Origin of the sequence: Pseudomonas aestiva (assembly GCF_039908605.1) — a bacterium.
Taxonomy (GTDB): domain Bacteria; phylum Pseudomonadota; class Gammaproteobacteria; order Pseudomonadales; family Pseudomonadaceae; genus Chryseomonas; species Chryseomonas aestiva.
In genome coordinates, this window is record NZ_CP150916.1 from 3,476,968 (window position 1) to 3,497,651 (window position 20,684).

Sequence of the window (20,684 nt, forward strand, 5' to 3'; positions counted from 1 at the left end):
CTCCCGCGCGCTCGGTTCCGGACGCGCGCTCTGCTCCTGCTGAACCATCGCCCATGACTGCTTCCCGCCCTATCCACTCCCGCAAGGGCGTCTTTGCCGTGGTGCTCGGCAACGCCGTGGAGTTTTTCGACTTCGGCGTCTACGCCACCTTCGCCGTGCTGATCGGCCAGGTGTTCTTTCCTTCGCAGAATGCCTTCGCCAGCCTGATGGCCAGCGTCATCACCTTTGGCGTCGGCTTCGTCGTCCGGCCGCTGGGCGCCATTCTCATCGGCGCCTGGGCCGACCGCGTCGGGCGCAAGCCGGCGATGCTGCTGACCATGGTGCTGATGGCCCTGGGCACCGGTGGCATCGCCGTGCTGCCGGGCTACGAGCAGATCGGCATCGCCGCCCCTATCCTGCTGGTGCTGACGCGGCTGTTGCAGGGCCTGGCCTGGGGTGGCGAGGCCGGCCCGGCCACCACCTACATCCTGGAGGCGGCGCCGCTGCACAAGAGAGGCACCTACGCCTGCTGGCAGGTCGTGGCCCAGGGGCTGGCCGCGGTAGCGGCCGGGCTGATCGGCTATGGCCTGACCCTCTGGCTGACGCCGGAGCAACTGCTGGCCTGGGGCTGGCGCCTGCCCTTCCTGCTGGGCCTGGCGATCCTGCCCATCGGCCTCTATATCCGCCGGGGCCTGGTGGATACCCACGTCGGCGAAAGCCGGGGCGCCGGCGCGGTGCTGGGCGAGGTGCTGGCCACCCAGCGGCGGCCACTGCTGCTGGGGCTGCTGATCCTCTCCGGCAGCACCATCACCCAGTACTTCCTCAACTACATGACCACCTTCGCCCTGGTGGAACTGAAGCTGCCGACCGGGATCGCCATGCTCGCCACCCTGGTGATGGGCGCGGCCATGGCGGTCTGCTCGATCCTGGGCGGGGTGCTCAGCGATCGCTATGGCCGGCGCATCGTACTGATCCTGCCGCGACTGCTGTTGCTGGTGCTGCTCTATCCGGCGCTGCAGCTCATCACCCAGGCACCCGGGCCGGGCACCTTCCTGCTGACCCTGGCGGTGCTCTCCGGCCTGCACGGCATGAGTGGCGCCGCCCTGATCGTGCTGCTGGTGGAAAGCTTTCCGCAGCGGGTGCGGGCGACCGGCTTCTCGCTGGTCTATGCGCTGGGGGTGGCGGCCTTCGGCGGCACCGCCCAGATCGTGGTGACCTGGCTGATCGGCGCCACCGGCGACCGTATGGCGCCGGCCGCCTACCTGCTGGTGGCCAACCTGGTGTGTCTCGGCGCCGCCTGGTTCGCCGCCGAGACCTGTCCGGGGCGTCAGCCGGCGGAACGCTCCGCGGCATAACCCTCTTCCCGCCGATTCTTGCGCTCCAGGCGAGCGTAGACGAGGCCGGTGAGCAAGAGGCCGAACAGCAGCACCGCGGCCAGCAGATAGAGCCCCGAGGCCAAGGTGCCGGTGGCCGCCTTGAGCGCGCCGATACCATAGGGGCCGAGATAACCGCCGAGATTGCCCACCGAGTTGATCAGGGCGATACCGGCGGCGGCGCTGGCCCCGGCGAAGAAGCGCCCCGGCAGGGTCCAGAACAGCGCGGTGAGGGAAAACAGACAGAAGGCCACCACCGACAGCGCCGCCAGTTGCAGCACGGCAGTGCCGAACCAGGCGCTGCCGGCCATGGCCAGGGCACCCACCCCATAGAGCACGGCCAGGTGGCCATAGCGATCGCCCAGGCGATCGGAACTGCGCGGCACGATGAGCAGGCCGAGAATGCCGAAGGCGTAGGGAATGGCGGAAATGAAGCCCGTGGTGAGATCGCTGCCGCCGAACTGGTGGATCAGCGTCGGCAGCCACAGCCCCAGGCCATAGATGCTCAGGGTCACCGGCAGATAATAGAGCGCCAAGAGCAGCACGCGGCGATCCTTGAGCGCATGTAGGGGATTGCCATGGCGGGTCTGGTCGAAGAGGTGCAGGTCCTTTTCCAGCTCCGTTGCCAGCCAGCGCTTTTCATCGGCGTCCAGCCAGGCGACCTGTTGCGGACCATCCGGCAACCGGGTCAGAGTCGGCCAGGCCAGCAGCACCGCCGGCGCGCCGATGCAGAGGAACAGCCACTGCCAGCCGTGCAGACCGAGTGCGCCATCCAGTTGCAGGAGCATGCCCGACAGCGGTCCCGTCACCAGCATGGCGATGGGCTGGGAGAGGATGAACAGCCCCATGATCTTGCCGCGATGGCGTACCGGGAACCACTGGGTGAGGTAGTAGAGCACGCCGGGAAAGAAGCCGGCCTCGGCCGCACCCAGCAGGAAGCGCATGACATAGAAGCTGTTCGGTCCCTGGACGAAGGCCATGCCCATGGTGATGGCACCCCAGGTCACCAGGATGCGGGCGAACCAGCGGCGCGCACCGAAGCGCTCCAGCAGCAGGTTGCTGGGCACCTCGCAGAGGAAATAACCGATGAAGAACAGTCCGGCACCGAGGCCATAGGCGGCATCGCCGATGCCGATGTCGGCGCCCATGTGCAGCTTGGCAAAGCCCACGGCAGAGCGGTCGATGTAGGCGACCAGATAGAGCAATACGAGAAAGGGGACCAGCTTGAGCGTGATCCGACGGATGAGGGCGGATTCAGGGTGCATGGCGTTCTCCGACTTGTTGTTGTTGTGCGGTTGAAGCGCAGATCGCTCAAAATTCTAACGTACTATCATTGAATCGTTAAATACCCTAATCAGGCCATTAATCGGCTCTTAAGGTTATTTTGATAATACTAAAATATTGTTACGAAGTGAGAGATCTTACCTCTTGATTTCCGCTGATCCCCGTTACAGAGCCGCTTGGCCCGCGATAACATCGGTTATCGCGCTGATGGTGTTATAGTGATGGCACGACGACTTCGGATGCCTTTCGATGAATTACAAGACACCGCTGCCGCGCAAAAGCAGACACGCTCGCATCGTTCATGAGCTCGGCACCCAGATCGTGTCCGGGCACTTCCTGCCAGAACAGCGCCTGCCCCCCGAGGCGCAGCTGTGCGAAGAGTACGAAGTGAGCCGCCCCGTCCTGCGTGAGGCCACCCGGGTGCTCGTGGCCAAGGGTCTGGTCAGGTCCAAGCCCAAGGTCGGAACCGTAGTCAAACCACGCAACGAGTGGCATCTGCTCGATCCGGACGTGCTCCATTGGCTGCTGGAGAGCGATTCGCGGCACAGCTTCTACGAGACCCTGGTCAAGGTGCGCAACATCATCGAGCCGGAGGTCGCCGCCATGGCGGCTGCCAACGCCCAGCCCGAAGACGTCAAGGCCATCGAGGACGCCTACCAGCGGATGGAGCAGGCGGCGGACATCGCCAACATGGCCGAGCCGGACATGGCCTTCCATCTGTCCATCGCCACGGCCACCCACAACGAATTGCTGACTCACCTCTACAGCATCATGCTGCTGCCGGTGCGGGACTATCTGGAACGCTCCTCGGCGCTGTTCGCCGCCGGAGACAGCCTCAACCTGCTGGTCTCCCGGCACAAGGCGATCCTCACCGCGATCCAGCACCGTGATCCGCTGACCGCCCGCCACGCCGCCATCGCCCAGTTGGCCGGTGTCGATGACATGGTCGCCGAAGCCTTCCGGCCGCAGCCCTTGTCTGAAGGTGAAATTTCGTATGATCATTGAGGGCAAGAACCCACTCGCGGTATGCCCTCATGTCCAGCAGCTACCATGCCTCTACCGTAGAACAACTCGGCCAGCGACTCGCGGCCGGGCAATTTCCACCCGGTAGCGCCCTCAAGGTAGAGGCGGACCTCTGCCAGGAACTGGGTGTCAGTCGCACCATCCTGCGCGAAGCGATCAAGACCCTGGCGGCCAAGGGCATGCTGGAAGTCGGCCCCAAGGTCGGTACCCGGGTCCTGCCGCTCAGTCGCTGGAATCTGTTCGATACCCAGGTGGTGGGCTGGCTGGCCACGGGCGGTCTGCCCGCCCATTTCGTCAAGGACCTGCTGGATCTGCGCCACGCCATCGAGCCGGCAGCAGTGCGCTGGGCCTGCGAAAGGGCCACCCCCGAGCAGGTCCAGGCGATCCAGGTCGCCTACCAGCACCTGGAAGCGTCGCTCGATGGCGGCGACTACAACACCGCCGACCAGCGCTTCCACGAATGCGTCCTGGCGGCCAGCCACAATCAGTTCATCGAGCAGATGGTGCCCGCCCTGGGCGCGCTGCTGGCAGCCTCCTTCACCCTGTCGTCGGCCGATCCCGACGAATTGCGGCGTACCCTCCCCCTGCACAAGACCCTGGCCGACGGCATCGCCTCGCGCGATGCGGCGCGTGCCGTCTGGGCCTGCATGATGCTGATCGACAGCGCGGCGGTGACCCTGGCGCGCTATACCGACTGACGTTTCGGTCGGCAACCTTGGCGTCTCTCCAGGTTCCCATGCCTGGATTTCCCGTCCTGCCACAACAAGAGAGGTGAACGATGGATTGGCAGCCGCTGCTTCCCCAGCGCTTCAAACTGGCCGAAGGTCCCTTCTGGGACCAGGAGACCCAGGCGCTCTACTGGGTAGATATCGCCGGCTTCAAGGCCTGCCGCCTGCGCGGCGAGCAGTATCAGGAATGGCAGCTGGATCGTCCCTGCTCCGCCTTCGTGCCCACGGTCCGCGGCGATGCCCTGGTGACCCTGCCGAACGGCGTCTTCCGCCTGGATCTCGATTCCCCGCCAGAACGTCCCGCGCTGGAACTCTTCTGCGTCGCCGATCCCGATCCGGGCAATCGCGGCAACGAGGCCCGCTGTGACGCCCAGGGGCGTCTGTGGCTGGGCACCATGCAGAACAACCTCGATGCCCAGGGCGGCGACGTGGCCATCGACCGGCACTCGGGCGGCCTGTTCCGCATCGATCCCGACGGCAGCGTCAGCCGGCACGCCAGCGACCTCGGCATCGCCAATACCCTGGTATGGAGCGCGGCGGACAACCACGTCATCAGCGCCGACACCCTCAAGGACACCCTCTATCGCTATCCGCTGGATGCCAGCGGCAACCTGGGTGCACCCACCGTCTGGGCCGGTCCCCACGAGCGCGGCTCGCCGGACGGCTCGGCCATCGACAGCGAAGGCTGCGTATGGAACGCGCGCTGGGACGGCAACTGCCTACTGTGTTTCTCGCCGGAGGGCGAGCTGCTGGAGATCGTCGAGCTGCCAGTGCAGCGGCCCACCAGCTGCGTCTTCGGCGGAGCGGATCTGCGCACCCTCTACGTCACCAGCGCCGCCGCCGACGGTACCCTCGACGGCGCCCTGCTCAAGTCGACCGCGCCGGTCGCCGGCATGCCCTGCCACAGGTTCGCCGGCTGATTCATCCTACCGACCCAGGCGCCCTTCCGCGGCGCCTTTCCGCTTCGGGCCCTATGTAACAGCTTGGTGACAGAGGTGACGAAAAATCTCGTCACCTTTTTCTTGCGCCCGCACCCATCCAATCATAATATCAATGCAGAGCGGCGTCGTCTGACCTCCACGACGGCAGCCCGCCGCCTCGCATTGCCTGGCCACACCAATAAAAACAAGGAGTTCCAGCTATGTTCCGTGTTCCGGGAGTTCGTTCTCTGCTGCGTGCCGCCCTCGCCGCCGGCGCTGTCAGCCTGTCCCTTTCCGCTTTCGCTGCCGATCCGGTCAAGATCGGTTTCCTGGTCAAGCAACCCGAGGAACCCTGGTTCCAGACCGAGTGGGCCTTCGCCGAGAAAGCCGCCAAGGACAAGGGCTTCACCCTGCTCAAGATCGCCGTGCCGGATGGCGAGAAGACCCTCGCCGCCATCGACAGCCTGGCCGCCAACGGCGCCAAGGGCTTCGTGATCTGCCCGCCCGACGTCTCCCTCGGCCCGGCCATCGTGGCCAAGGCCAAGCTCAACGACCTCAAGGTCATGGCCGTGGACGACCGCTTCGTCGACGCCAAGGGCAAATTCATGGAAGACGTGCCCTACCTGGGCATGGCCGCCTTCGAGGTCGGTCAGCAGCAGGGCGCCGCCATGGCCGCCGAAGCCGAGAAGCGTGGCTGGAAGTGGGACGACACCTATGCGGTGATCAACACCTACAACGAGCTGGATACCGGCAAGAAGCGCACCGACGGTTCGGTGGAAGCCCTGAAGAAGGCCGGCCTGCCCGCCGACCACATCATCTTCGCGCCGCAGAAGACCCTGGACGTGCCCGGCAGCATGGACTCCACCACCTCCGCGCTGGTCAAGCTGCCTTCGGGCGCCAAGCACCTGATCATCGGCGGCATGAACGACAACACCGTGCTGGGCGGCGTCCGCGCCACCGAAAGCGCCGGCTTCAAGGCCGAGCAGGTGATCGGCATCGGCATCAACGGCACCGATGCCATCGGCGAACTGAAGAAAGCCAACAGCGGCTTCTTCGGCTCCATGCTGCCCAGCCCCCACGAAGAGGGCTACCAGACCGCCAGCATGATGTACGAGTGGGTGACTACCGGTAAGGAACCGCCCAAGTACACCGCGATGGACAAGGTCACCCTCATCACCCGCGCCAATTTCCAGCAAGAGCTGGAAAAGATCGGCCTCTGGAAGTGATGACCCCGGCGGCGCCGGTCCTGGCGCCGCCCTCCTCTTTCGTCTGACAGGAGTGCTTCATGGCAGCCCTGGAACACACCACCGCCCAGAGCGCCGACAGCCTCGGTTTCGTCGGCATCGGCAAGACCTTTCCCGGCGTCAAGGCGCTCGCCGACATCTCCTTCAACGTGCGTCCCGGCTCGGTGCACGCCCTCATGGGCGAGAACGGCGCCGGCAAGTCGACCCTGCTGAAGATCCTCAGCGGCTACCACGCCCCCACCACCGGCCACCTCAACATCGACGGCCAGGAACTGGTGTTCAAGAGCACCGCCGAAGCCATCCGCGCCGGCGTCGCCGTGATCCAGCAGGAACTGCAGCTGGTGCCGGAGATGACCGTCGCCGAAAATCTCTTTCTCGGGCACCTGCCGGCGCGCTACGGCATCGTCAATCGCGGCCACCTGCGCCGCCAGGCCCTGGACCTGCTCAAGGGCCTGGCCGAAGAGATCGACCCCAACACCAAGGTCGGACGCCTGTCGCTCGGGCAGCGCCAGCTGGTCGAGATCGCCAAGGCGCTCTCCCGCGGCGCCCGCGTCATCGCCTTCGACGAGCCGACCAGCTCGCTGTCCGCCCGCGAGACCGATCGGCTGATGACCATCATCGCCCGGCTGCGCGACGAAGGCCGGGTGGTGCTCTATGTCTCCCACCGCATGGAAGAGGTGTTCCGCATCTGCGACGCGGTGACGGTGTTCAAGGACGGTCGCCACGTGCGCACCATCGAGCGCCTGGCCGACATCACCCCCGACCAGTTGATCACCCTGATGGTCGGCCGCGACCTCGCCGACATCTACGACTACCGTCCGCGCGAAATCGGCGGTGGCTGCCTCAAGGTCGAGGGCCTGCTCGGCCAGGGCCTGCAGCAGCCGGTGGGCTTCGAGGTCTGCCAGGGCGAGATTCTCGGCCTGTTCGGCCTGGTCGGTGCCGGTCGCACCGAGCTGCTGCGCCTGCTGGCGGGCCTGGAAAAGCACAAGGCTGGCAGCCTGAGTCTCAAGGGCGCCCCGATCAGCCTCAGGTCGCCGCGTGACGCCATCGCCGCCGGCATCCTGCTCTGCCCGGAAGATCGCAAGAAGGAAGGCATCGTGCCGCTGGCCAGCGTAGCCGAGAACATCAACATCAGCGCCCGCGCCCATCACGCCAGTCTCGGCTGCCTGATCCAGGGGCGCTGGGAAAAGGCCAACGCCGAAAAGCAGATTCGCGCGCTGAACGTGAAGACGCCCCACGCCGGGCAGAAGATCAAGAATCTCTCCGGCGGCAACCAGCAGAAGGCCATCCTCGGTCGCTGGCTGTCGATGCCCATGCAGGTGCTCCTGCTCGACGAACCCACCCGCGGCATCGACGTGGGCGCCAAGTCGGAGATCTACGCCATCATCCATGACCTCGCCGCCCGCGGCATCGCCGTGGTGGTGGTGTCCAGCGACCTAATGGAAGTCATGGGCGTGGCCGATCGCATCCTGGTGATGAGCGAAGGCGCCATCACCGGCGAGGTGACCCGCGCCGAATTCAACGACGAGCGCCTGCTGCAGCTCGCCCTGCCCCGTACCCGGGCCTGATGAAAACAAGAAAAGAGGTTCAGTCCATGTCCGCCCAACCCCACAGCCTGACCCCGCCGCGCCGCGGCTTCGACATGCGTCGCTTCCTCGACGACTGGGCCATGATGCTGGCCGCCGTCGTCATCTTCACCCTCTGCGCGCTGTTCGTGCAGAACTTCCTCTCGCCGCTGAACATGCGCGGTCTGGGCCTGGCGATTTCCACCGTGGGCATCGCCGCCTGCACCATGCTGTTCTGCCTGGCCTCCGGCCACTTCGACCTCTCGGTGGGGTCGGTCATCGCCTGCGCCGGGGTGGTCGCCGCGGTGGTGATGCGCGAATTCGACAGCGTCTTTCTCGGCGTCGCCGCCGCCCTGGCCATGGGCCTGGTGGTCGGCCTGATCAACGGCCTGGTGATCGCTAAGCTCAAGATCAACGCCTTGATCACGACCTTGGCGACCATGCAGATCGTGCGCGGCCTGGGCTACATCTTCTCCGACGGCAAGGCCGTGGGCGTCTCTCAGGAGCAGTTCTTCGTGTTCGGCAACGGCCAGCTGTTCGGCCTGCCGGTGCCCATCGTCATCACCCTGCTGTGCATCCTGTTCTTTGGCTGGCTGCTCAACTACACCACCTTCGGCCGCAACACCATGGCCATCGGTGGCAACGAGGAAGCCGCGCTGCTGGCCGGCGTCCACGTCGATCGCACCAAGATCATCATCTTCGCCATGCACGGGGTGATCGGCGCCCTGGCCGGCGTGGTGCTAGCCTCGCGGATGACCTCCGGCCAGCCGATGATCGGCCAGGGCTTCGAACTCACGGTGATCTCCGCCTGCGTGCTGGGCGGGGTTTCCCTGGCCGGCGGCATCGGCATGATCCGCCACGTGATCGCCGGCGTGCTAATCCTGGCGATCATCGAGAACGCCATGAACCTGAAGAACATCGACACCTTCTACCAGTACGTCATCCGCGGAACCATCCTGCTGCTGGCCGTGGTCATCGACCGCTTCAAGCAGCGCTAAACCCAGACTGTGCCCTCCCCCGCGGCGCCACGGGCGCCGTGCCGGGGACCGCTTTGCCCGTGAAATGCCCGAGGACAAGACAATGACCACGCCCAAACGCCCGCTCCGCTCCGCCCAGTGGTTTGGCAGCAACGACAAGAACGGCTTCATGTACCGCAGCTGGATGAAGAATCAGGGCATCCCGGACCACGAATTCCAGGGCAAGCCCGTCATCGGCATCTGCAACACCTGGTCCGAGCTGACCCCCTGCAACGCCCACTTCCGCAAGATCGCCGAACACGTCAAGCGCGGCATCTACGAAGCCGGTGGCTTCCCGGTGGAATTCCCGGTGTTCTCCAACGGCGAATCCAACCTCAGACCCACCGCCATGCTGACCCGCAACCTGGCCAGCATGGACGTGGAGGAAGCCATTCGCGGCAACCCGGTGGACGCCGTGGTGCTGCTCACCGGCTGCGACAAGACCACGCCGGCGCTGCTGATGGGCGCCGCCAGCTGCGACGTGCCGGCCATCGTCGTCACCGGCGGCCCTATGCTCAACGGCAAGCACCACGGCCGCGACATCGGCGCCGGCACCATCGTCTGGCAGATGCACGAGGCCTACAAGGCCGGTGCCATCGATCTCAACGAATTCCTCTCCGCCGAAGCCGGGATGTCACGCTCGGCCGGTACCTGCAACACCATGGGCACCGCCTCCACCATGGCCTGCATGGCCGAAGCCCTGGGCACCTCGCTGCCGCACAACGCCGCCATTCCGGCGGTGGATTCGCGGCGCTACGTGCTGGCGCACCTGTCCGGCATGCGCATCGTCGAGATGGTGGAAGAAGACCTGCGACTGTCGAAGATCCTCACCAAGGAAGCCTTCGAGAACGCCATTCGCGTCAACGCCGCCATCGGCGGTTCCACCAACGCGGTGATCCACCTCAAGGCCATCGCCGGCCGCATCGGCGTGGACCTGGAGCTGGACGACTGGACCCGGGTCGGCCGCGGCACCCCCACCATCGTCGATCTGCAGCCCTCCGGCCGCTTCCTGATGGAAGAGTTCTACTATGCCGGCGGCCTGCCAGCGGTGATCCGCCGCATGGGCGAAGCCAAGCTGCTGCCCCACCCCGAGGCCCTGACCGCCAACGGCAAGAGCCTCTGGGCCAACTGCGCCGAGGCGCCCATCTACGGCGACGACGAGGTCATCCGCGCCCTGGACAACCCGCTGCGCGCCGACGGCGGCATCTGCGTGCTGCGCGGCAACCTGGCGCCCAAGGGCGCGGTGCTCAAGCCCTCGGCCGCGACCCCGGCACTCATGCAGCATCGCGGTCGCGCGGTGGTGTTCGAGAACCTGGAAGACTACAAGGCGCGCATCGTCGACCCGGACCTGGACATCGACGAGACCTGCGTGATGGTGCTGAAGAACTGCGGACCCAAGGGGTATCCGGGCATGGCCGAGGTGGGCAACATGGGCCTGCCGGCCAAGCTGCTGGCCAAGGGCATCACCGACATGGTGCGCATCTCCGACGCCCGTATGAGCGGCACCGCCTACGGCACCGTGGTCCTGCACGTGGCACCCGAGGCCTCGGCCGGCGGCCCGCTGGCGGTGGTTCGCGAAGGCGACATGATCGAACTGGACTGCGCTTCCGGGCGCCTGCACCTGGATATCCCCGACGAAGAACTGGCCGCGCGCCTGGCCGACTGGCAACCGCCGGCCGACCAGCTGCTGGCCGGCGGTTATCGCCGCCTCTACGTCAACCATGTGCTGCAGGCCGACGAAGGCTGCGACTTCGACTTCCTGGTCGGTTGCCGCGGCGCCGAGGTGCCTCGCCACTCTCATTGACCGGCTCTACCCCCTCTCCCACCGGGAGAGGGTCGGGGTGAGGGGCTGGCGCAGCCTCTCTTTCCGGAACTCGGGGCCCTCTGCCCCACTCTTGCACAACAACAAACCGAAAAGGTGGTCGAGATGAAACGCACGTTAGCCCTCACCGGACTTGGACTGTCACTCATGATCAGCACCCTTACCGCCCAGGCGGCCGGCCTCAGCAGCCAGCAGTCGAGCTTTGGCAAGCTGCCCGATGGCACCCCCATCGAGAAGTTCGTCCTGACCAACAGCCACGGCATGCAGGCCACCGTCATCACCTACGGCGGCGTGCTGCAGGCGCTCAAGGTGCCCGACCGCAAGGGCCACAGCGAAGACGTGGTCCTGGGCTTCGATGACGTCCAGGGTTATCTCGACAACCCCACCGTATTCTTTGGCGCCACCATCGGCCGCTTCGGCAACCGCATCGCCGAGGGCCGCTTCAGCCTCGATGGCAAGAGCTACCAGATCCCCCAGAACGACAAGACCAACGCCCTGCACGGCGGCCCTCAGGGCTTCAACACCAAGGTGTGGAAGGCCGAGCCGGCCAAGGGCGACGGCTGGGTCGGCGTGACCCTGAGCTATGTCTCCCCCGATGGCGAGATGGGCTTTCCCGGCACCCTGACCACCCAGGTGACCTACCAGCTGGACGAGCACAACCAGCTGACCCTCAAGTACCGCGCCACCACCGACAAGCCGACGGTGCTCAACCTGACCAACCACAGCTACTTCAACCTGGCCGGCGCCGGCAGTGGCACCGTGCTCAAGCAGGTGGCGATGCTCAATGCCGACAAATACACGCCAGTGACCGCCAAGCTGATCCCCACCGGCGAATTGCCGCCCGTAGCCGGCACGCCGATGGACTTCCGCAAGCCGACCGCCATCGGCAAGCACATCGCCGACGAAAATCAGCAACTGAAGTACGCCGAACCCAAGCAGGGTGGCTATGACTTCAACTGGGTGCTCAACACCGCCGGCGATCTGCAGAAAGCCGCTGCCGTGGTGACCGACCCCGGCTCCGGCCGCACCCTGACCCTCTACACCACCGAACCGGGCGTGCAGTTCTATACCGGCAACTTCCTGGAGGGGAACATCAAGGGCAAGGCCGGAAAGACCTACGGCCACTGGGGCGCCTTCACCCTGGAAACCCAGCACTACCCGGATGCGCCCAACCAGCCGAACTTCCCCACCACCCGCCTGGATCCCGGCCAGACCTACACCCAGACGACGATCTTCAAGTTCGCCGGCAAGTAGGGCCTGCTCCGACTCAAGCAAAGGCCGCTCCCGGGAGCGGCCTTTGCTTTGGTGCTCCCCTCACCCCAACCCTCTCCCAGAGGGAGAGGGGGCAGGAGCGGAGCGCCTTTCGCCTCCGTGCTCCGTGCTCCGTGCTCCGTGCTCCGTGCTCCGTGCTCCGTAGCGTGGAAAACGGCGCAGCCTTTTCCACTGTCCTGCCATTGGCCCTTTCCATCACCCAATAAAAAACCCGACGTCTCGCGACACCAGGTCTCTTCACCACTCAAGACCGCGCGATCAGCCTTTTCCACTGTCCTGCCACCGCCCCTTTCCATCACCCAATAAAAAACCCGGCGCCTCGCGACGCCGGGTTTCTTACCACCTCAAAGCACTAGGATCAGATCGCGGCCTTGGTGTTCTCGCCGTTCACCAGACGCTGGATACCCAGCGGATTGGCGTTCTGCAGGGCTTCCGGGAGGAAGGCATCCGGATAGTTCTGGTAGCACACCGGACGCAGGAAGCGATCGATGGCCAGGGTACCGACGGAGGTGCCGCGGGCATCGGAGGTCGCCGGATAGGGACCGCCATGGACCATGGCATCGCTGACTTCCACACCGGTGGGATAGCCGTTGAGCAACAGGCGACCGGCTTTCTGCTCCAGCAGGCCGATGATGGCCTCGAAGCGCTGCAGATCGGCCGGCTCGGCCAGCAGGGTGGCGGTCAGCTGACCATGCAGGCCTTGCAGCGCCTGGTGTAGCTGGGCTTCGTCAGCCACCTCGACCACCACCGTGGTGGGACCGAAGACTTCTTCCTGCAGCAGCTCGTCGTTTTCCAGCAGCAGGCTCACATCAGCCTTGAACAGCTGCGGACGCGCCTGATTGCCTTCCTGGCTGGCACCGGCCAGGTGCTCCACACCGGAATGGGCCAGCAGCGCCGCAACGCCCTTCTCGTAGCTCTTCAGGGTGCCCGGATTGAGCATAGTCTGGGGCGCCTGCTCGTTCATGGCACCGGCCAGGCGCTCGAGGAAGCTGCTGAACTCGGGCGAACGCACGCCGATGACCAGACCCGGATTGGTGCAGAACTGGCCGCAGCCCAGGACCACGGAGGCCGCGAGTTCACCGGTGATGGCCTCGCCACGGGCCTTGAGTGCCTCGGGCAGGATCACCACGGGGTTGATGCTGGACATCTCGGCGAACACCGGGATCGGCTGCGGACGGGCCGCGGCCATGTCGCACAGGGCGCGACCGCCGCGCAGCGAGCCGGTGAAGCCCACTGCCTGGATGGCCGGGTGCTTGACCAGCTGCTCGCCCACGCCACCGCCATAGATCATGTTGAACACGCCCTTGGGCATGCCGGTCTTCTCCGCGGCGCGCAGGATGGCATCGGCCACGTATTCGGCGGTGACCATGTGGCCGCTGTGGGCCTTGAACACCACCGGGCAACCGGCGGCCAGGGCCGCGGCGGTGTCGCCACCGGCAGTGGAGAAGGCCAGCGGGAAGTTGCTGGCACCGAACACGGCCACCGGACCCAGGCCGATGCGGTACTGACGCAGGTCAGGACGCGGCAGCGGCTTGCGCTCGGGCAGCGCGGTGTCGATGCGTGCACCGTGGAAGTCACCGCGGCGCAGCACCTTGGCGAACAGGCGCATCTGGCCGCTGGTACGGCCGCGCTCGCCCTGGATGCGACCAGCCGGCAGCGCGGTTTCCTGGCAGACCAGCTGGACGAAATCATCGCCCAGGCCATCCAGTTCGTCGGCGATGGCATCGAGGAAGGCCGCACGCTGCTCGGCGCTCAGCTTGCGATACAGGGGCGCGGCCTGCTCGGCAGCGCGGGCGGCGGCATCGACCTCGGCCGCGGACGCCTGGAAGAATTCGTAGGGCAGCTTTTCGCCAGTCGTGGCGTCGATGCTGTAGACCCGCACCTCGCCCTCGCCGCTGCGAGCGCCACCGATGTAGTTCTTGCCTTGAATCTGCATTGTTCTCGACTCCTTATACCTAGGGGTTCAGGGAAGACCACCCGCAATGGGGAGGTCTTCGAAAGGGTGGCACGCTCATTGTCCGAGCGGCCGGGCCAGCCTGTGCGATACCCACTCTAGCATCCGCATAGTCAGCAGTCATCATACAACTATCAGAGCTGCTGGACCTGCCCGGGCTGGAAGGCTGCCGTGCCGGCCTTGACGCCATTGCTCAGCGGCTCGCCGAATTCCGGCACCGCGATCTCGAATCTGTCGCCCGGCTCGACGCGCACACCATCGGCGAAGGACAGGGTCGCCGTGCCGAAGAAATGCACATGGACATCGCCCGGCCGCAGGAACTGCGCATACTTGAAGTGGTGATACTCGAGGTTCTCCAGGCTGTGGCACATGTTGTCCTCGCCGGAGAGGAACTCCTTCTCCCAGACCACCTGCGCGCCGCGACGGATCCGGCTGGTGCCCGCCAGATGACGCGGCAGCTCACCGGTACGCAGCGCCGGACCGAAGCTGCAATAGCGTAGTTTGGAATGGGCCAGATAGAGATAGTTCTTGCGTTCCATCACATGGTCGGAGAATTCGTTGCCCACCGCATAACCCAGGCGATAGGGCGTGCCGTCGTCGCCGATCACGTAGAGACCGGTCAGCTCGGGCTCTTCACCCGCGTCCTCGGCGAATTCCGGCAGCGGGATGTCGGCACCGGGACGCACCAGGATGCCGCCGTCGCCCTTGTAGAACCATTCCGGCTGGGCACCGGCGCTACCCGCTGCAGGCCGACCGCCCTCCACGCCCCATTTGAACATGCGCATGGAGTCGGTCAGCTTGGCCTCCTCCTGGCTGTTCTGCTGGTGCATCTTGTCGCGGGTGGCGGCGCTGCCCAGGTGGGTCAGACCGGTCCCGGTGACCAGGCAGTGTGCGGGGTCCTCGTGGTCCAGCGGCGGCAACAGGCGGCCGCCATCGAGCAGCTCGGCATAGGCCGGTCCGGGCTCCAGGCCAAGGGTCTGCACCTGAGACTCCAGCGACACGCCAGCGCGGATGGCCTGCAGCGCCAGGGTCCGGGTGCTGGTCGCACCCCGGACCTGCTGGACTTCGCCGCGCTCGACCACGCCGACGCGGCGCTGGCCCTGTTGGTCTTCGAACTGAATCAGGTGCATGGCATTCTCCTTGTTGGTTATCGCCTGAAGGAGACTTTACTCGGCGCTACGGGGCCTGCCTAATGAGAGCTCCCTATCCCGCGATAACCAACGGTTATTCCCATGCTGCCATCCCTAGGCTCCATCGCCTCCCGTCTGCGCCTGCGGCAACTGCGCCTGCTGATCGCCCTCGACGAGGAAGGCTCGCTGCACAAGGCCGCCGAACGCATCGCCATCTCCCAGCCCGGCGCCACCAAGGCGCTGCACGAAATCGAGAGCACCCTGGGCGCCACCCTCTTCCTGCGCACCCACCAGGGCCTGCAGCCCAACGACCTGGGCCGCTGCGTGATTCGCTATGCGCGGCTGATCGAGAGCGACCTGGCCCATCTGCGCGAAGAGATGCTCGGCATTCTCCAGGGCGAAGGGGGCCGGCTGGCGGTAGGGGTGATCATGGGCGCCGTGCCCCGCCTGATCGCCGCGGTGTCGCGCCTGGGTGCGGCGCAACCCCAGCTGGGGATCGAGATCATCGAGGACACCAGTGTGCGTCTGCTCGACCTGCTCGACGCCGGCCGCATCGAAGTGGCCATCTGCCGCAGCAGCGTCAGCCGCCGGCCGGATGCCTATGACTGTCTGGAGGTGCGCGAAGAGCGGCTGGAGATCGTCTGCCATCCCCGCCATCCACTGGCGGAGTCGGAGACGCTGGGGCTGGCCGAACTGGTCGACAGTCGCTGGATCGTCTATCCGGCCAACCTGCCCATGCGCCTGACCCTGGAACGGGAATTTCGCGCCGCGGAACTGGAGTTTCCCCGCTATCCGGTGGAAACCTCCTCCACCTTCACCCTGCTCGGCCTGCTGCAGGAAGACGCCAATCAGGTGGCCATGCTGCCCAGCGACATCGCCCAGTTCGGCGAAAGACACGGCCTGCTGCGTCGCCTGCCGGTGGTCCAGCGCACCCGCAACGAGCCCTATTCCATTCTGGTGCGCCAGGGCGCGGGATTGTCGGCGGCCGCGCAGCTGCTGCTGGAGCAGTGGCGGCTGGAAGCGTGAAACATCTATCGCGGCCATGGCGGTCCGCCGATGCTGCCGCTCCTATAGATGAAAGCACTACGGCTTGTTGCGATTTCGCCGAGTCTGACGCGACTAAACGCCTACTCGGATAGCCCCCTCTCCCCTCGGGAGAGGGTTGGGGTGAGGGTTGTCCCCTTCAGCGCAGTCTCTAGTGGAAAGGCTACGCCGTTTTCCACGCTACGTACTGCTGCGGCCTGAAATGCATCGGCGGACCGCCATGGCCGCGATAAACCATCAAAAAAACCAACCTCAATACGTCGGCAACGTCACCCCGTGGAAGAGGGTCTCCAGCTCCTGTCGCGAGGGCGTCTGCATCGCTTCGGTGAGGACATCGCGGGTCAGGTGCGGCGCGAAGCGGCCGATGAAGTCGCACATGAAGCCACGCAGGAAGGTGCCGCGGCGCAGGCCGATCTTGGTCACGCTGGCCTCGAAGAGGTGGCTGGCGTCCAGGCAGACCAGGTCGGCATCGGCTTTGTGGTCCACCGCCATGTCGGCGACGATGCCCACGCCCAGGCCGAGGCGGACATAGGTCTTGATGACGTCGGCGTCCGCCGCGGTCAGCACCACGTTGGGCTCCAGGCCCTGGCGGGCAAAGGCCTCGTCGAGCTTGGAGCGCCCGGTGAAACCGAAGACGTAGGTCACCAGCGGCTGTTCCGCCAGGTGCTCCAGGGTGAGGTGCTCCACCTTGGCCAGGGGATGGCCCTGGGGCACGATGACGCAGCGGTTCCAGCGATAGCAGGGCATCATCACCAGGTCGTTAAAGCGCTCCAGCCCCTCGGTGGCGATGGCGAAGTCGACGGTGCCGTCGGCGGCCATCTCGGCGATCTGGGTCGGCGAACCCTGGTGCATGTGCAGGGCCACATCCGGATACTGCTTGATGAATTCGCTGATCACGTCCGGCAGCGCATAGCGCGCCTGGGTGTGGGTGGTGGCGATGGACAGGGTGCCCTTGCGCTCGTTGGAGAATTCCTGGGCGATCTGCTTGATGCTCTCGCACTTGCGCAGGATCTCGCCCGCAGTCTGGATGATCCGCTCGCCGGCCGGGGTCACCCGGGTCAGGTGCTTGCCACTGCGGGCAAAGACCTCGACGCCCAACTCGTCCTCGAGCAGGCGGATCTGCTTGCTGATGCCGGGCTGCGAGGTATAGAGGCTCTGGGCCGTGGCGGATACGTTCAGATCGTGGTGGGCGACTTCCCAGATATATCTCAACTGTTGCAGCTTCATGCCGGCTCCTCGCTGACCCCGTGCGCAAGCATATAACAGTAATGCAGCCCTTAAGCTTTTTCTAGACCGAAATCGAATTAAGTCGCGAAGGGGCAAGGCTGACGCTCATGGATCAGCCCTGACGCAGCGGAACCAGGTACACCGGGATGCGCGCGGTCTGCAGCAGGCAGCTGGCGGTCCGCCCCAGAGGTGTCACCTGGGCGTCGCCCTGGCTGCGACTGCCGATTACCAGCAGATCCGCGGCGAACTCCTGGGCCTGCCTGAGGATGGCCGCTGGCGGATCGCCCTGCACCACCCGCACGGCACGCACCAGCCCCACGGTGGCGGGAGTTTCCAGCAGGTCCTCGCGCAGGGATTCGAACACCTGCTGCTCGATGGTCTCCAGCACCAGATCCAGACCGCCATTGCGCAGGCGGTCCAGGGATTCACCGTCCAGATGCTGTTGCAACAGGGTAGACGCCAGCAGGCCGAGCGGCTCCACCACATGGACGACATACAGCTGGGCCTGATGGATACGGGCGAGATTCAAGGCATGCTGAAAGACGTAGGGCGAACACAGGCCCAGGTCCGTGGCGTAAAGCAGCGAGCGGATCACGATTCCTCCTGGCCAGATCAGCCGATCAGGCCGGTACGACGCGGGATAGCCTCACCAGCGTAGCAGGGGATCGCCGATTGCGCTGCAACCCGCGCCTTAGAGCCTGCTCAGGACGCTCAGGGCAGTTCCTCGGACGTGCGCCCATCCGCCGCCTGGATCGCTGCCACCAGGGCCGGCTCGCGTAGCGGTGCCTGTACCGGGCCGAGCAGCTCGCCGTCCCGGACCAGAAACAGCGCCGGCAGATGAAAGACGCCATAGCGCTGCACCAGGCCGCCGCTGCGCTCGGCGTCCACCCAGTACAGTCGGTCGACCGGCAGCCTCGCCGCAGGTAGCACCTGGCGCGCCAGCCGGCAGGTGGCGCAGCCGACGCTGGTGAAGATCAGCAGCGAGCGCCCGGGTGCCGCCAGCAGGACGGCATCCGCCGTCCCATCGTCCAATTCCATCGCTTCCTCGCCACGCTGCTCGCCAATAGCGTCGTAACCATTGTGACCGGGCGGGACACGCGTTAAGGTGCCCCACCCTCTCCACCGTATTTTGCCTGCACGGGCCCCGCCCTGTCGCAGCGCCGTGACCGACGAGTAGCACCATGGCCGCACAGCCCCGCCTTAACGACCTAAACATCGAAGCCAACGAGCCGCTCATCACGCCCGAGCAGCTCAAGCAGGAGATCCCGCTGAGCGATCTCGCCGCCGACACCGTCGCCCAGGGCCGCCAGGTCATCCGCGATATCCTCGACGGCAAGGACCATCGCCTGTTCGTGGTGATCGGCCCCTGCTCGATCCATGACATCAAGGCCGCCCACGAATACGCCGAGCGGCTCAAGGCACTGGCCGCCCAGGTCAGCGACAGCCTCTATCTGGTCATGCGCGTCTATTTCGAGAAGCCCCGCACTACCGTGGGCTGGAAGGGCCTGATCAACGATCCCTACCTGGATGACTCCTTCAAGATCCAGGACGGCCTGCACATCGGTCGCCAGCTGCTGCTGGACCTGGCGGAAATGGGCCTGCCCACCGCCACCGAGGCACTGGACCCCATCTCCCCGCAGTACCTGCAGGACCTGATCAGCTGGTCGGCGATCGGTGCCCGCACCACAGAATCCCAGACCCACCGGGAAATGGCCTCGGGCCTCTCTTCCGCGGTCGGCTTCAAGAACGGCACCGATGGCAGCCTGACGGTGGCCATCAATGCCCTGCAGTCGGTCTCCAGTCCGCACCGCTTCCTGGGTATCGACCAGCGCGGCCAGGTCTCGGTGGTGATGACCAAGGGCAATGCCTATGGTCATGTGGTCCTGCGCGGCGGCAACGGCAAGCCCAACTACGACTCGGTCAGCGTCACCCTGTGCGAGCAGGCGCTGGTCAAGGCTAAGGTCAAGCCGAACATCATGGTCGACTGCAGCCACGCCAACTCCAACAAGGATGCCGCCCTGCAGCCGCTGGTGATGGACAACGTCGCCAACCAGATCGTCGAGGGCAACAACTCCATCGTCGGCCTAATGGTGGAAAGCCACCTGGGCTTCGGCAGCCAGCCGATTCCGGCGGATCTGTCGCAACTGGAGTACGGCGTCTCGGTGACCGACGCCTGCATTGACTGGGCGATGACCGAGAAGAGCATTCTCGACATGCACCGCAAGCTCAAGGATGTACTGCCGCGCCGCGCGCGCAGCTGATCCGCCAGCAGATACGAAAACGCCGGGCTCAGCCCGGCGTTTTTCTTCCGCACCAGAGCCTGTTCAAAGTCTCGCGAGCTAGAGACAAACAAGGCGAAGCTGGCTGAGGAAGCGGATCGGACCCGCGCTCGGGTTTACGAATGGTAAATGAGCATTGCGACGGGCCACCTTGGCCGGGCTGGCGACCCAGGCCAGTTTCAACGCCGTTTGGCCGACGCGCAGCAGACTTAGGACAGGCTCTCAGGCCAGCGGCGTCACCTGGCCACGCCGCTCCAGATAGTGCTCCACATAGGAACAGGACGGTATGACGCTGTAGCCGCGGCTCTCGGCGTAGCTCAACGCGTGCTCGGCCAGCCTGGCGGCCAGGCCGCGCCCACGCAGGGCATCGGGGACGAAGGTGCGATAGAAATCCATCGTCTGCTTGCCCAGATCCATGTAGGCGAGATAGGCGCGTTGACCGTCGACAGAAAGCTGGAATTGATGATTGGCCTCATCGTGTTCCACGTGCAGGGATTCGTTCATGACTACTCCTTGGCGGTTTGGCTCCGCCTTATCCATTGTTATCGATGATACCCGAAGACGAGAACGCACCCTTCCTGTGCGGGACTGAGCCACAGCGCGTCAGACCCCTCCGGAAGAAGCAGGTTCTGACCAGCCGTCGCACCGAGAAATCACACTATATCAGGGCTGTTCACGCGGGAGCAGGCGCGGCTTTGACCTTGACAACTTCCGGTCATCCTCTAACGTTTTGAAACGTTCGTGGCTTTCAGCCATCCAAGCAGTTGCTGGTGCCGGGTGCGGGCATTCGGGGACGAACTCGGGGAGCGAAGCAGGATTTCCGC

At 65.4% G+C, this 20,684-nt stretch carries 18 protein-coding genes; 11 read left to right on the plus strand and 7 right to left on the minus strand.

All coding sequences use genetic code 11. From position 1 onward, the window contains the following. Positions 1 to 53 precede the first annotated feature (53 nt). Positions 54 to 1,334, plus strand: a complete 1,281-nt coding sequence (locus AABM56_RS16145; protein WP_133862731.1) for an MFS transporter — start codon at positions 54 to 56, stop codon at positions 1,332 to 1,334. Here the strand turns inward: AABM56_RS16145 and AABM56_RS16150 are convergent. Beyond that, on the minus strand, positions 1,307 to 2,617 hold the full coding sequence (locus AABM56_RS16150) for an MFS transporter (protein WP_133862730.1): 1,311 nt from the start codon (positions 2,615 to 2,617) through the stop codon (positions 1,307 to 1,309). The genes AABM56_RS16145 and AABM56_RS16150 overlap by 28 nt on opposite strands. A 268-nt stretch (positions 2,618 to 2,885) precedes the next feature. Here AABM56_RS16150 and AABM56_RS16155 point away from each other — a divergent pair, with 268 nt between their 5' ends. From AABM56_RS16155 to AABM56_RS16190, 8 genes are all read left to right on the plus strand, one after another. Beyond that, a complete protein-coding gene (locus tag AABM56_RS16155) occupies positions 2,886 to 3,641 on the plus strand; it encodes a FadR/GntR family transcriptional regulator (RefSeq protein ID WP_133862729.1) in 756 nt (251 codons plus the stop codon). Positions 3,642 to 3,670: 29 nt separating this feature from the next. Continuing rightward, entirely contained in the window at positions 3,671 to 4,357 is a 687-nt protein-coding gene (locus AABM56_RS16160) for a FadR/GntR family transcriptional regulator (protein WP_133862728.1), read from the plus strand. 80 nt (positions 4,358 to 4,437) lie between these two features. Next, positions 4,438 to 5,307, plus strand: coding sequence for an SMP-30/gluconolactonase/LRE family protein (locus AABM56_RS16165; RefSeq protein WP_347883500.1), 870 nt, complete (start codon positions 4,438 to 4,440; stop codon positions 5,305 to 5,307). 221 nt (positions 5,308 to 5,528) lie between these two features. Continuing rightward, on the plus strand, positions 5,529 to 6,533 hold the full coding sequence (locus AABM56_RS16170; protein ID WP_133862726.1) for a substrate-binding domain-containing protein: 1,005 nt from the start codon (positions 5,529 to 5,531) through the stop codon (positions 6,531 to 6,533). 59 nt (positions 6,534 to 6,592) lie between these two features. Continuing rightward, on the plus strand, positions 6,593 to 8,119 hold the full coding sequence (gene araG, locus AABM56_RS16175; protein WP_133862725.1) for an L-arabinose ABC transporter ATP-binding protein AraG: 1,527 nt from the start codon (positions 6,593 to 6,595) through the stop codon (positions 8,117 to 8,119). Between the two features lie 26 nt (positions 8,120 to 8,145). After that, positions 8,146 to 9,114 carry an L-arabinose ABC transporter permease AraH gene (gene araH / locus AABM56_RS16180; protein WP_166655940.1) on the plus strand — a complete coding sequence of 323 codons (969 nt, stop codon included), beginning with the start codon at positions 8,146 to 8,148 and terminating at the stop codon, positions 9,112 to 9,114. An 82-nt stretch (positions 9,115 to 9,196) separates the two neighbouring features. Continuing rightward, the gene (locus AABM56_RS16185; RefSeq protein WP_158892690.1) at positions 9,197 to 10,936 is read left to right on the plus strand and encodes an IlvD/Edd family dehydratase; all 1,740 of its coding nucleotides are present in this window, start codon (positions 9,197 to 9,199) and stop codon (positions 10,934 to 10,936) included. 123 nt (positions 10,937 to 11,059) lie between these two features. Beyond that, the gene (locus AABM56_RS16190; RefSeq protein ID WP_133862722.1) at positions 11,060 to 12,208 is read left to right on the plus strand and encodes an aldose epimerase family protein; all 1,149 of its coding nucleotides are present in this window, start codon (positions 11,060 to 11,062) and stop codon (positions 12,206 to 12,208) included. A 376-nt stretch (positions 12,209 to 12,584) separates the two neighbouring features. Here the strand turns inward: AABM56_RS16190 and AABM56_RS16195 are convergent, their stop codons facing one another. Both AABM56_RS16195 and araD1 read right to left on the minus strand, forming a co-directional pair. Beyond that, complete coding sequence (locus tag AABM56_RS16195; protein ID WP_347883501.1) at positions 12,585 to 14,162, minus strand: aldehyde dehydrogenase (NADP(+)); 1,578 nt, start codon at positions 14,160 to 14,162, stop codon at positions 12,585 to 12,587. Between the two features lie 152 nt (positions 14,163 to 14,314). Then, positions 14,315 to 15,310, minus strand: a complete 996-nt coding sequence (gene araD1 / locus AABM56_RS16200) for an AraD1 family protein (protein WP_347883502.1) — start codon at positions 15,308 to 15,310, stop codon at positions 14,315 to 14,317. 102 nt (positions 15,311 to 15,412) lie between these two features. Between araD1 and AABM56_RS16205 the strand changes: the two genes are divergently transcribed. Continuing rightward, positions 15,413 to 16,336 carry a LysR family transcriptional regulator gene (locus AABM56_RS16205; protein WP_187979999.1) on the plus strand — a complete coding sequence of 308 codons (924 nt, stop codon included), beginning with the start codon at positions 15,413 to 15,415 and terminating at the stop codon, positions 16,334 to 16,336. A 270-nt stretch (positions 16,337 to 16,606) separates the two neighbouring features. Here the strand turns inward: AABM56_RS16205 and cysB are convergent, their stop codons facing one another. The 3 genes from cysB to AABM56_RS16220 form a co-directional block, all read right to left on the minus strand. After that, entirely contained in the window at positions 16,607 to 17,581 is a 975-nt protein-coding gene (gene cysB, locus AABM56_RS16210) for an HTH-type transcriptional regulator CysB (protein ID WP_007160555.1), read from the minus strand. A 112-nt stretch (positions 17,582 to 17,693) separates the two neighbouring features. Further along, positions 17,694 to 18,176: a universal stress protein gene (locus AABM56_RS16215; protein WP_133862718.1), complete on the minus strand. Its 483-nt coding sequence runs from the start codon at positions 18,174 to 18,176 to the stop codon at positions 17,694 to 17,696. A 116-nt stretch (positions 18,177 to 18,292) separates the two neighbouring features. Next, complete coding sequence (locus AABM56_RS16220; RefSeq protein ID WP_133862717.1) at positions 18,293 to 18,619, minus strand: thioredoxin family protein; 327 nt, start codon at positions 18,617 to 18,619, stop codon at positions 18,293 to 18,295. A gap of 143 nt (positions 18,620 to 18,762) precedes the next feature. Between AABM56_RS16220 and AABM56_RS16225 the strand changes: the two genes are divergently transcribed. Continuing rightward, positions 18,763 to 19,842 (plus strand): 3-deoxy-7-phosphoheptulonate synthase, encoded by a 1,080-nt coding sequence (locus tag AABM56_RS16225; protein ID WP_133862716.1) that lies wholly within the window; start codon positions 18,763 to 18,765, stop codon positions 19,840 to 19,842. Positions 19,843 to 20,082: 240 nt separating this feature from the next. Here AABM56_RS16225 and AABM56_RS16230 read toward each other — a convergent pair whose 3' ends face one another. Continuing rightward, entirely contained in the window at positions 20,083 to 20,364 is a 282-nt protein-coding gene (locus tag AABM56_RS16230) for a GNAT family N-acetyltransferase (RefSeq protein WP_133862715.1), read from the minus strand. Between the last annotated feature and the right edge of the window lie 320 nt (positions 20,365 to 20,684).

Bases quoted from the DNA above. Each gene is read 5' to 3' on its own strand.
- AABM56_RS16145 (WP_133862731.1), top strand. From the start codon at position 54: ATGACTGCTTCCCGCCCTATCCACTCCCGCAAGGGCGTCTTTGCCGTG.
- AABM56_RS16150 (WP_133862730.1), bottom strand. From the start codon at position 2,617: ATGCACCCTGAATCCGCCCTCATCCGTCGGATCACGCTCAAGCTGGTC.
- AABM56_RS16155 (WP_133862729.1), top strand. From the start codon at position 2,886: ATGAATTACAAGACACCGCTGCCGCGCAAAAGCAGACACGCTCGCATC.
- AABM56_RS16160 (WP_133862728.1), top strand. From the start codon at position 3,671: ATGTCCAGCAGCTACCATGCCTCTACCGTAGAACAACTCGGCCAGCGA.
- AABM56_RS16165 (WP_347883500.1), top strand. From the start codon at position 4,438: ATGGATTGGCAGCCGCTGCTTCCCCAGCGCTTCAAACTGGCCGAAGGT.
- AABM56_RS16170 (WP_133862726.1), top strand. From the start codon at position 5,529: ATGTTCCGTGTTCCGGGAGTTCGTTCTCTGCTGCGTGCCGCCCTCGCC.
- araG (WP_133862725.1), top strand. From the start codon at position 6,593: ATGGCAGCCCTGGAACACACCACCGCCCAGAGCGCCGACAGCCTCGGT.
- araH (WP_166655940.1), top strand. From the start codon at position 8,146: ATGTCCGCCCAACCCCACAGCCTGACCCCGCCGCGCCGCGGCTTCGAC.
- AABM56_RS16185 (WP_158892690.1), top strand. From the start codon at position 9,197: ATGACCACGCCCAAACGCCCGCTCCGCTCCGCCCAGTGGTTTGGCAGC.
- AABM56_RS16190 (WP_133862722.1), top strand. From the start codon at position 11,060: ATGAAACGCACGTTAGCCCTCACCGGACTTGGACTGTCACTCATGATC.
- AABM56_RS16195 (WP_347883501.1), bottom strand. From the start codon at position 14,162: ATGCAGATTCAAGGCAAGAACTACATCGGTGGCGCTCGCAGCGGCGAG.
- araD1 (WP_347883502.1), bottom strand. From the start codon at position 15,310: ATGCACCTGATTCAGTTCGAAGACCAACAGGGCCAGCGCCGCGTCGGC.
- AABM56_RS16205 (WP_187979999.1), top strand. From the start codon at position 15,413: ATGCTGCCATCCCTAGGCTCCATCGCCTCCCGTCTGCGCCTGCGGCAA.
- cysB (WP_007160555.1), bottom strand. From the start codon at position 17,581: ATGAAGCTGCAACAGTTGAGATATATCTGGGAAGTCGCCCACCACGAT.
- AABM56_RS16220 (WP_133862717.1), bottom strand. From the start codon at position 18,619: ATGGAATTGGACGATGGGACGGCGGATGCCGTCCTGCTGGCGGCACCC.
- AABM56_RS16225 (WP_133862716.1), top strand. From the start codon at position 18,763: ATGGCCGCACAGCCCCGCCTTAACGACCTAAACATCGAAGCCAACGAG.
- AABM56_RS16230 (WP_133862715.1), bottom strand. From the start codon at position 20,364: ATGAACGAATCCCTGCACGTGGAACACGATGAGGCCAATCATCAATTC.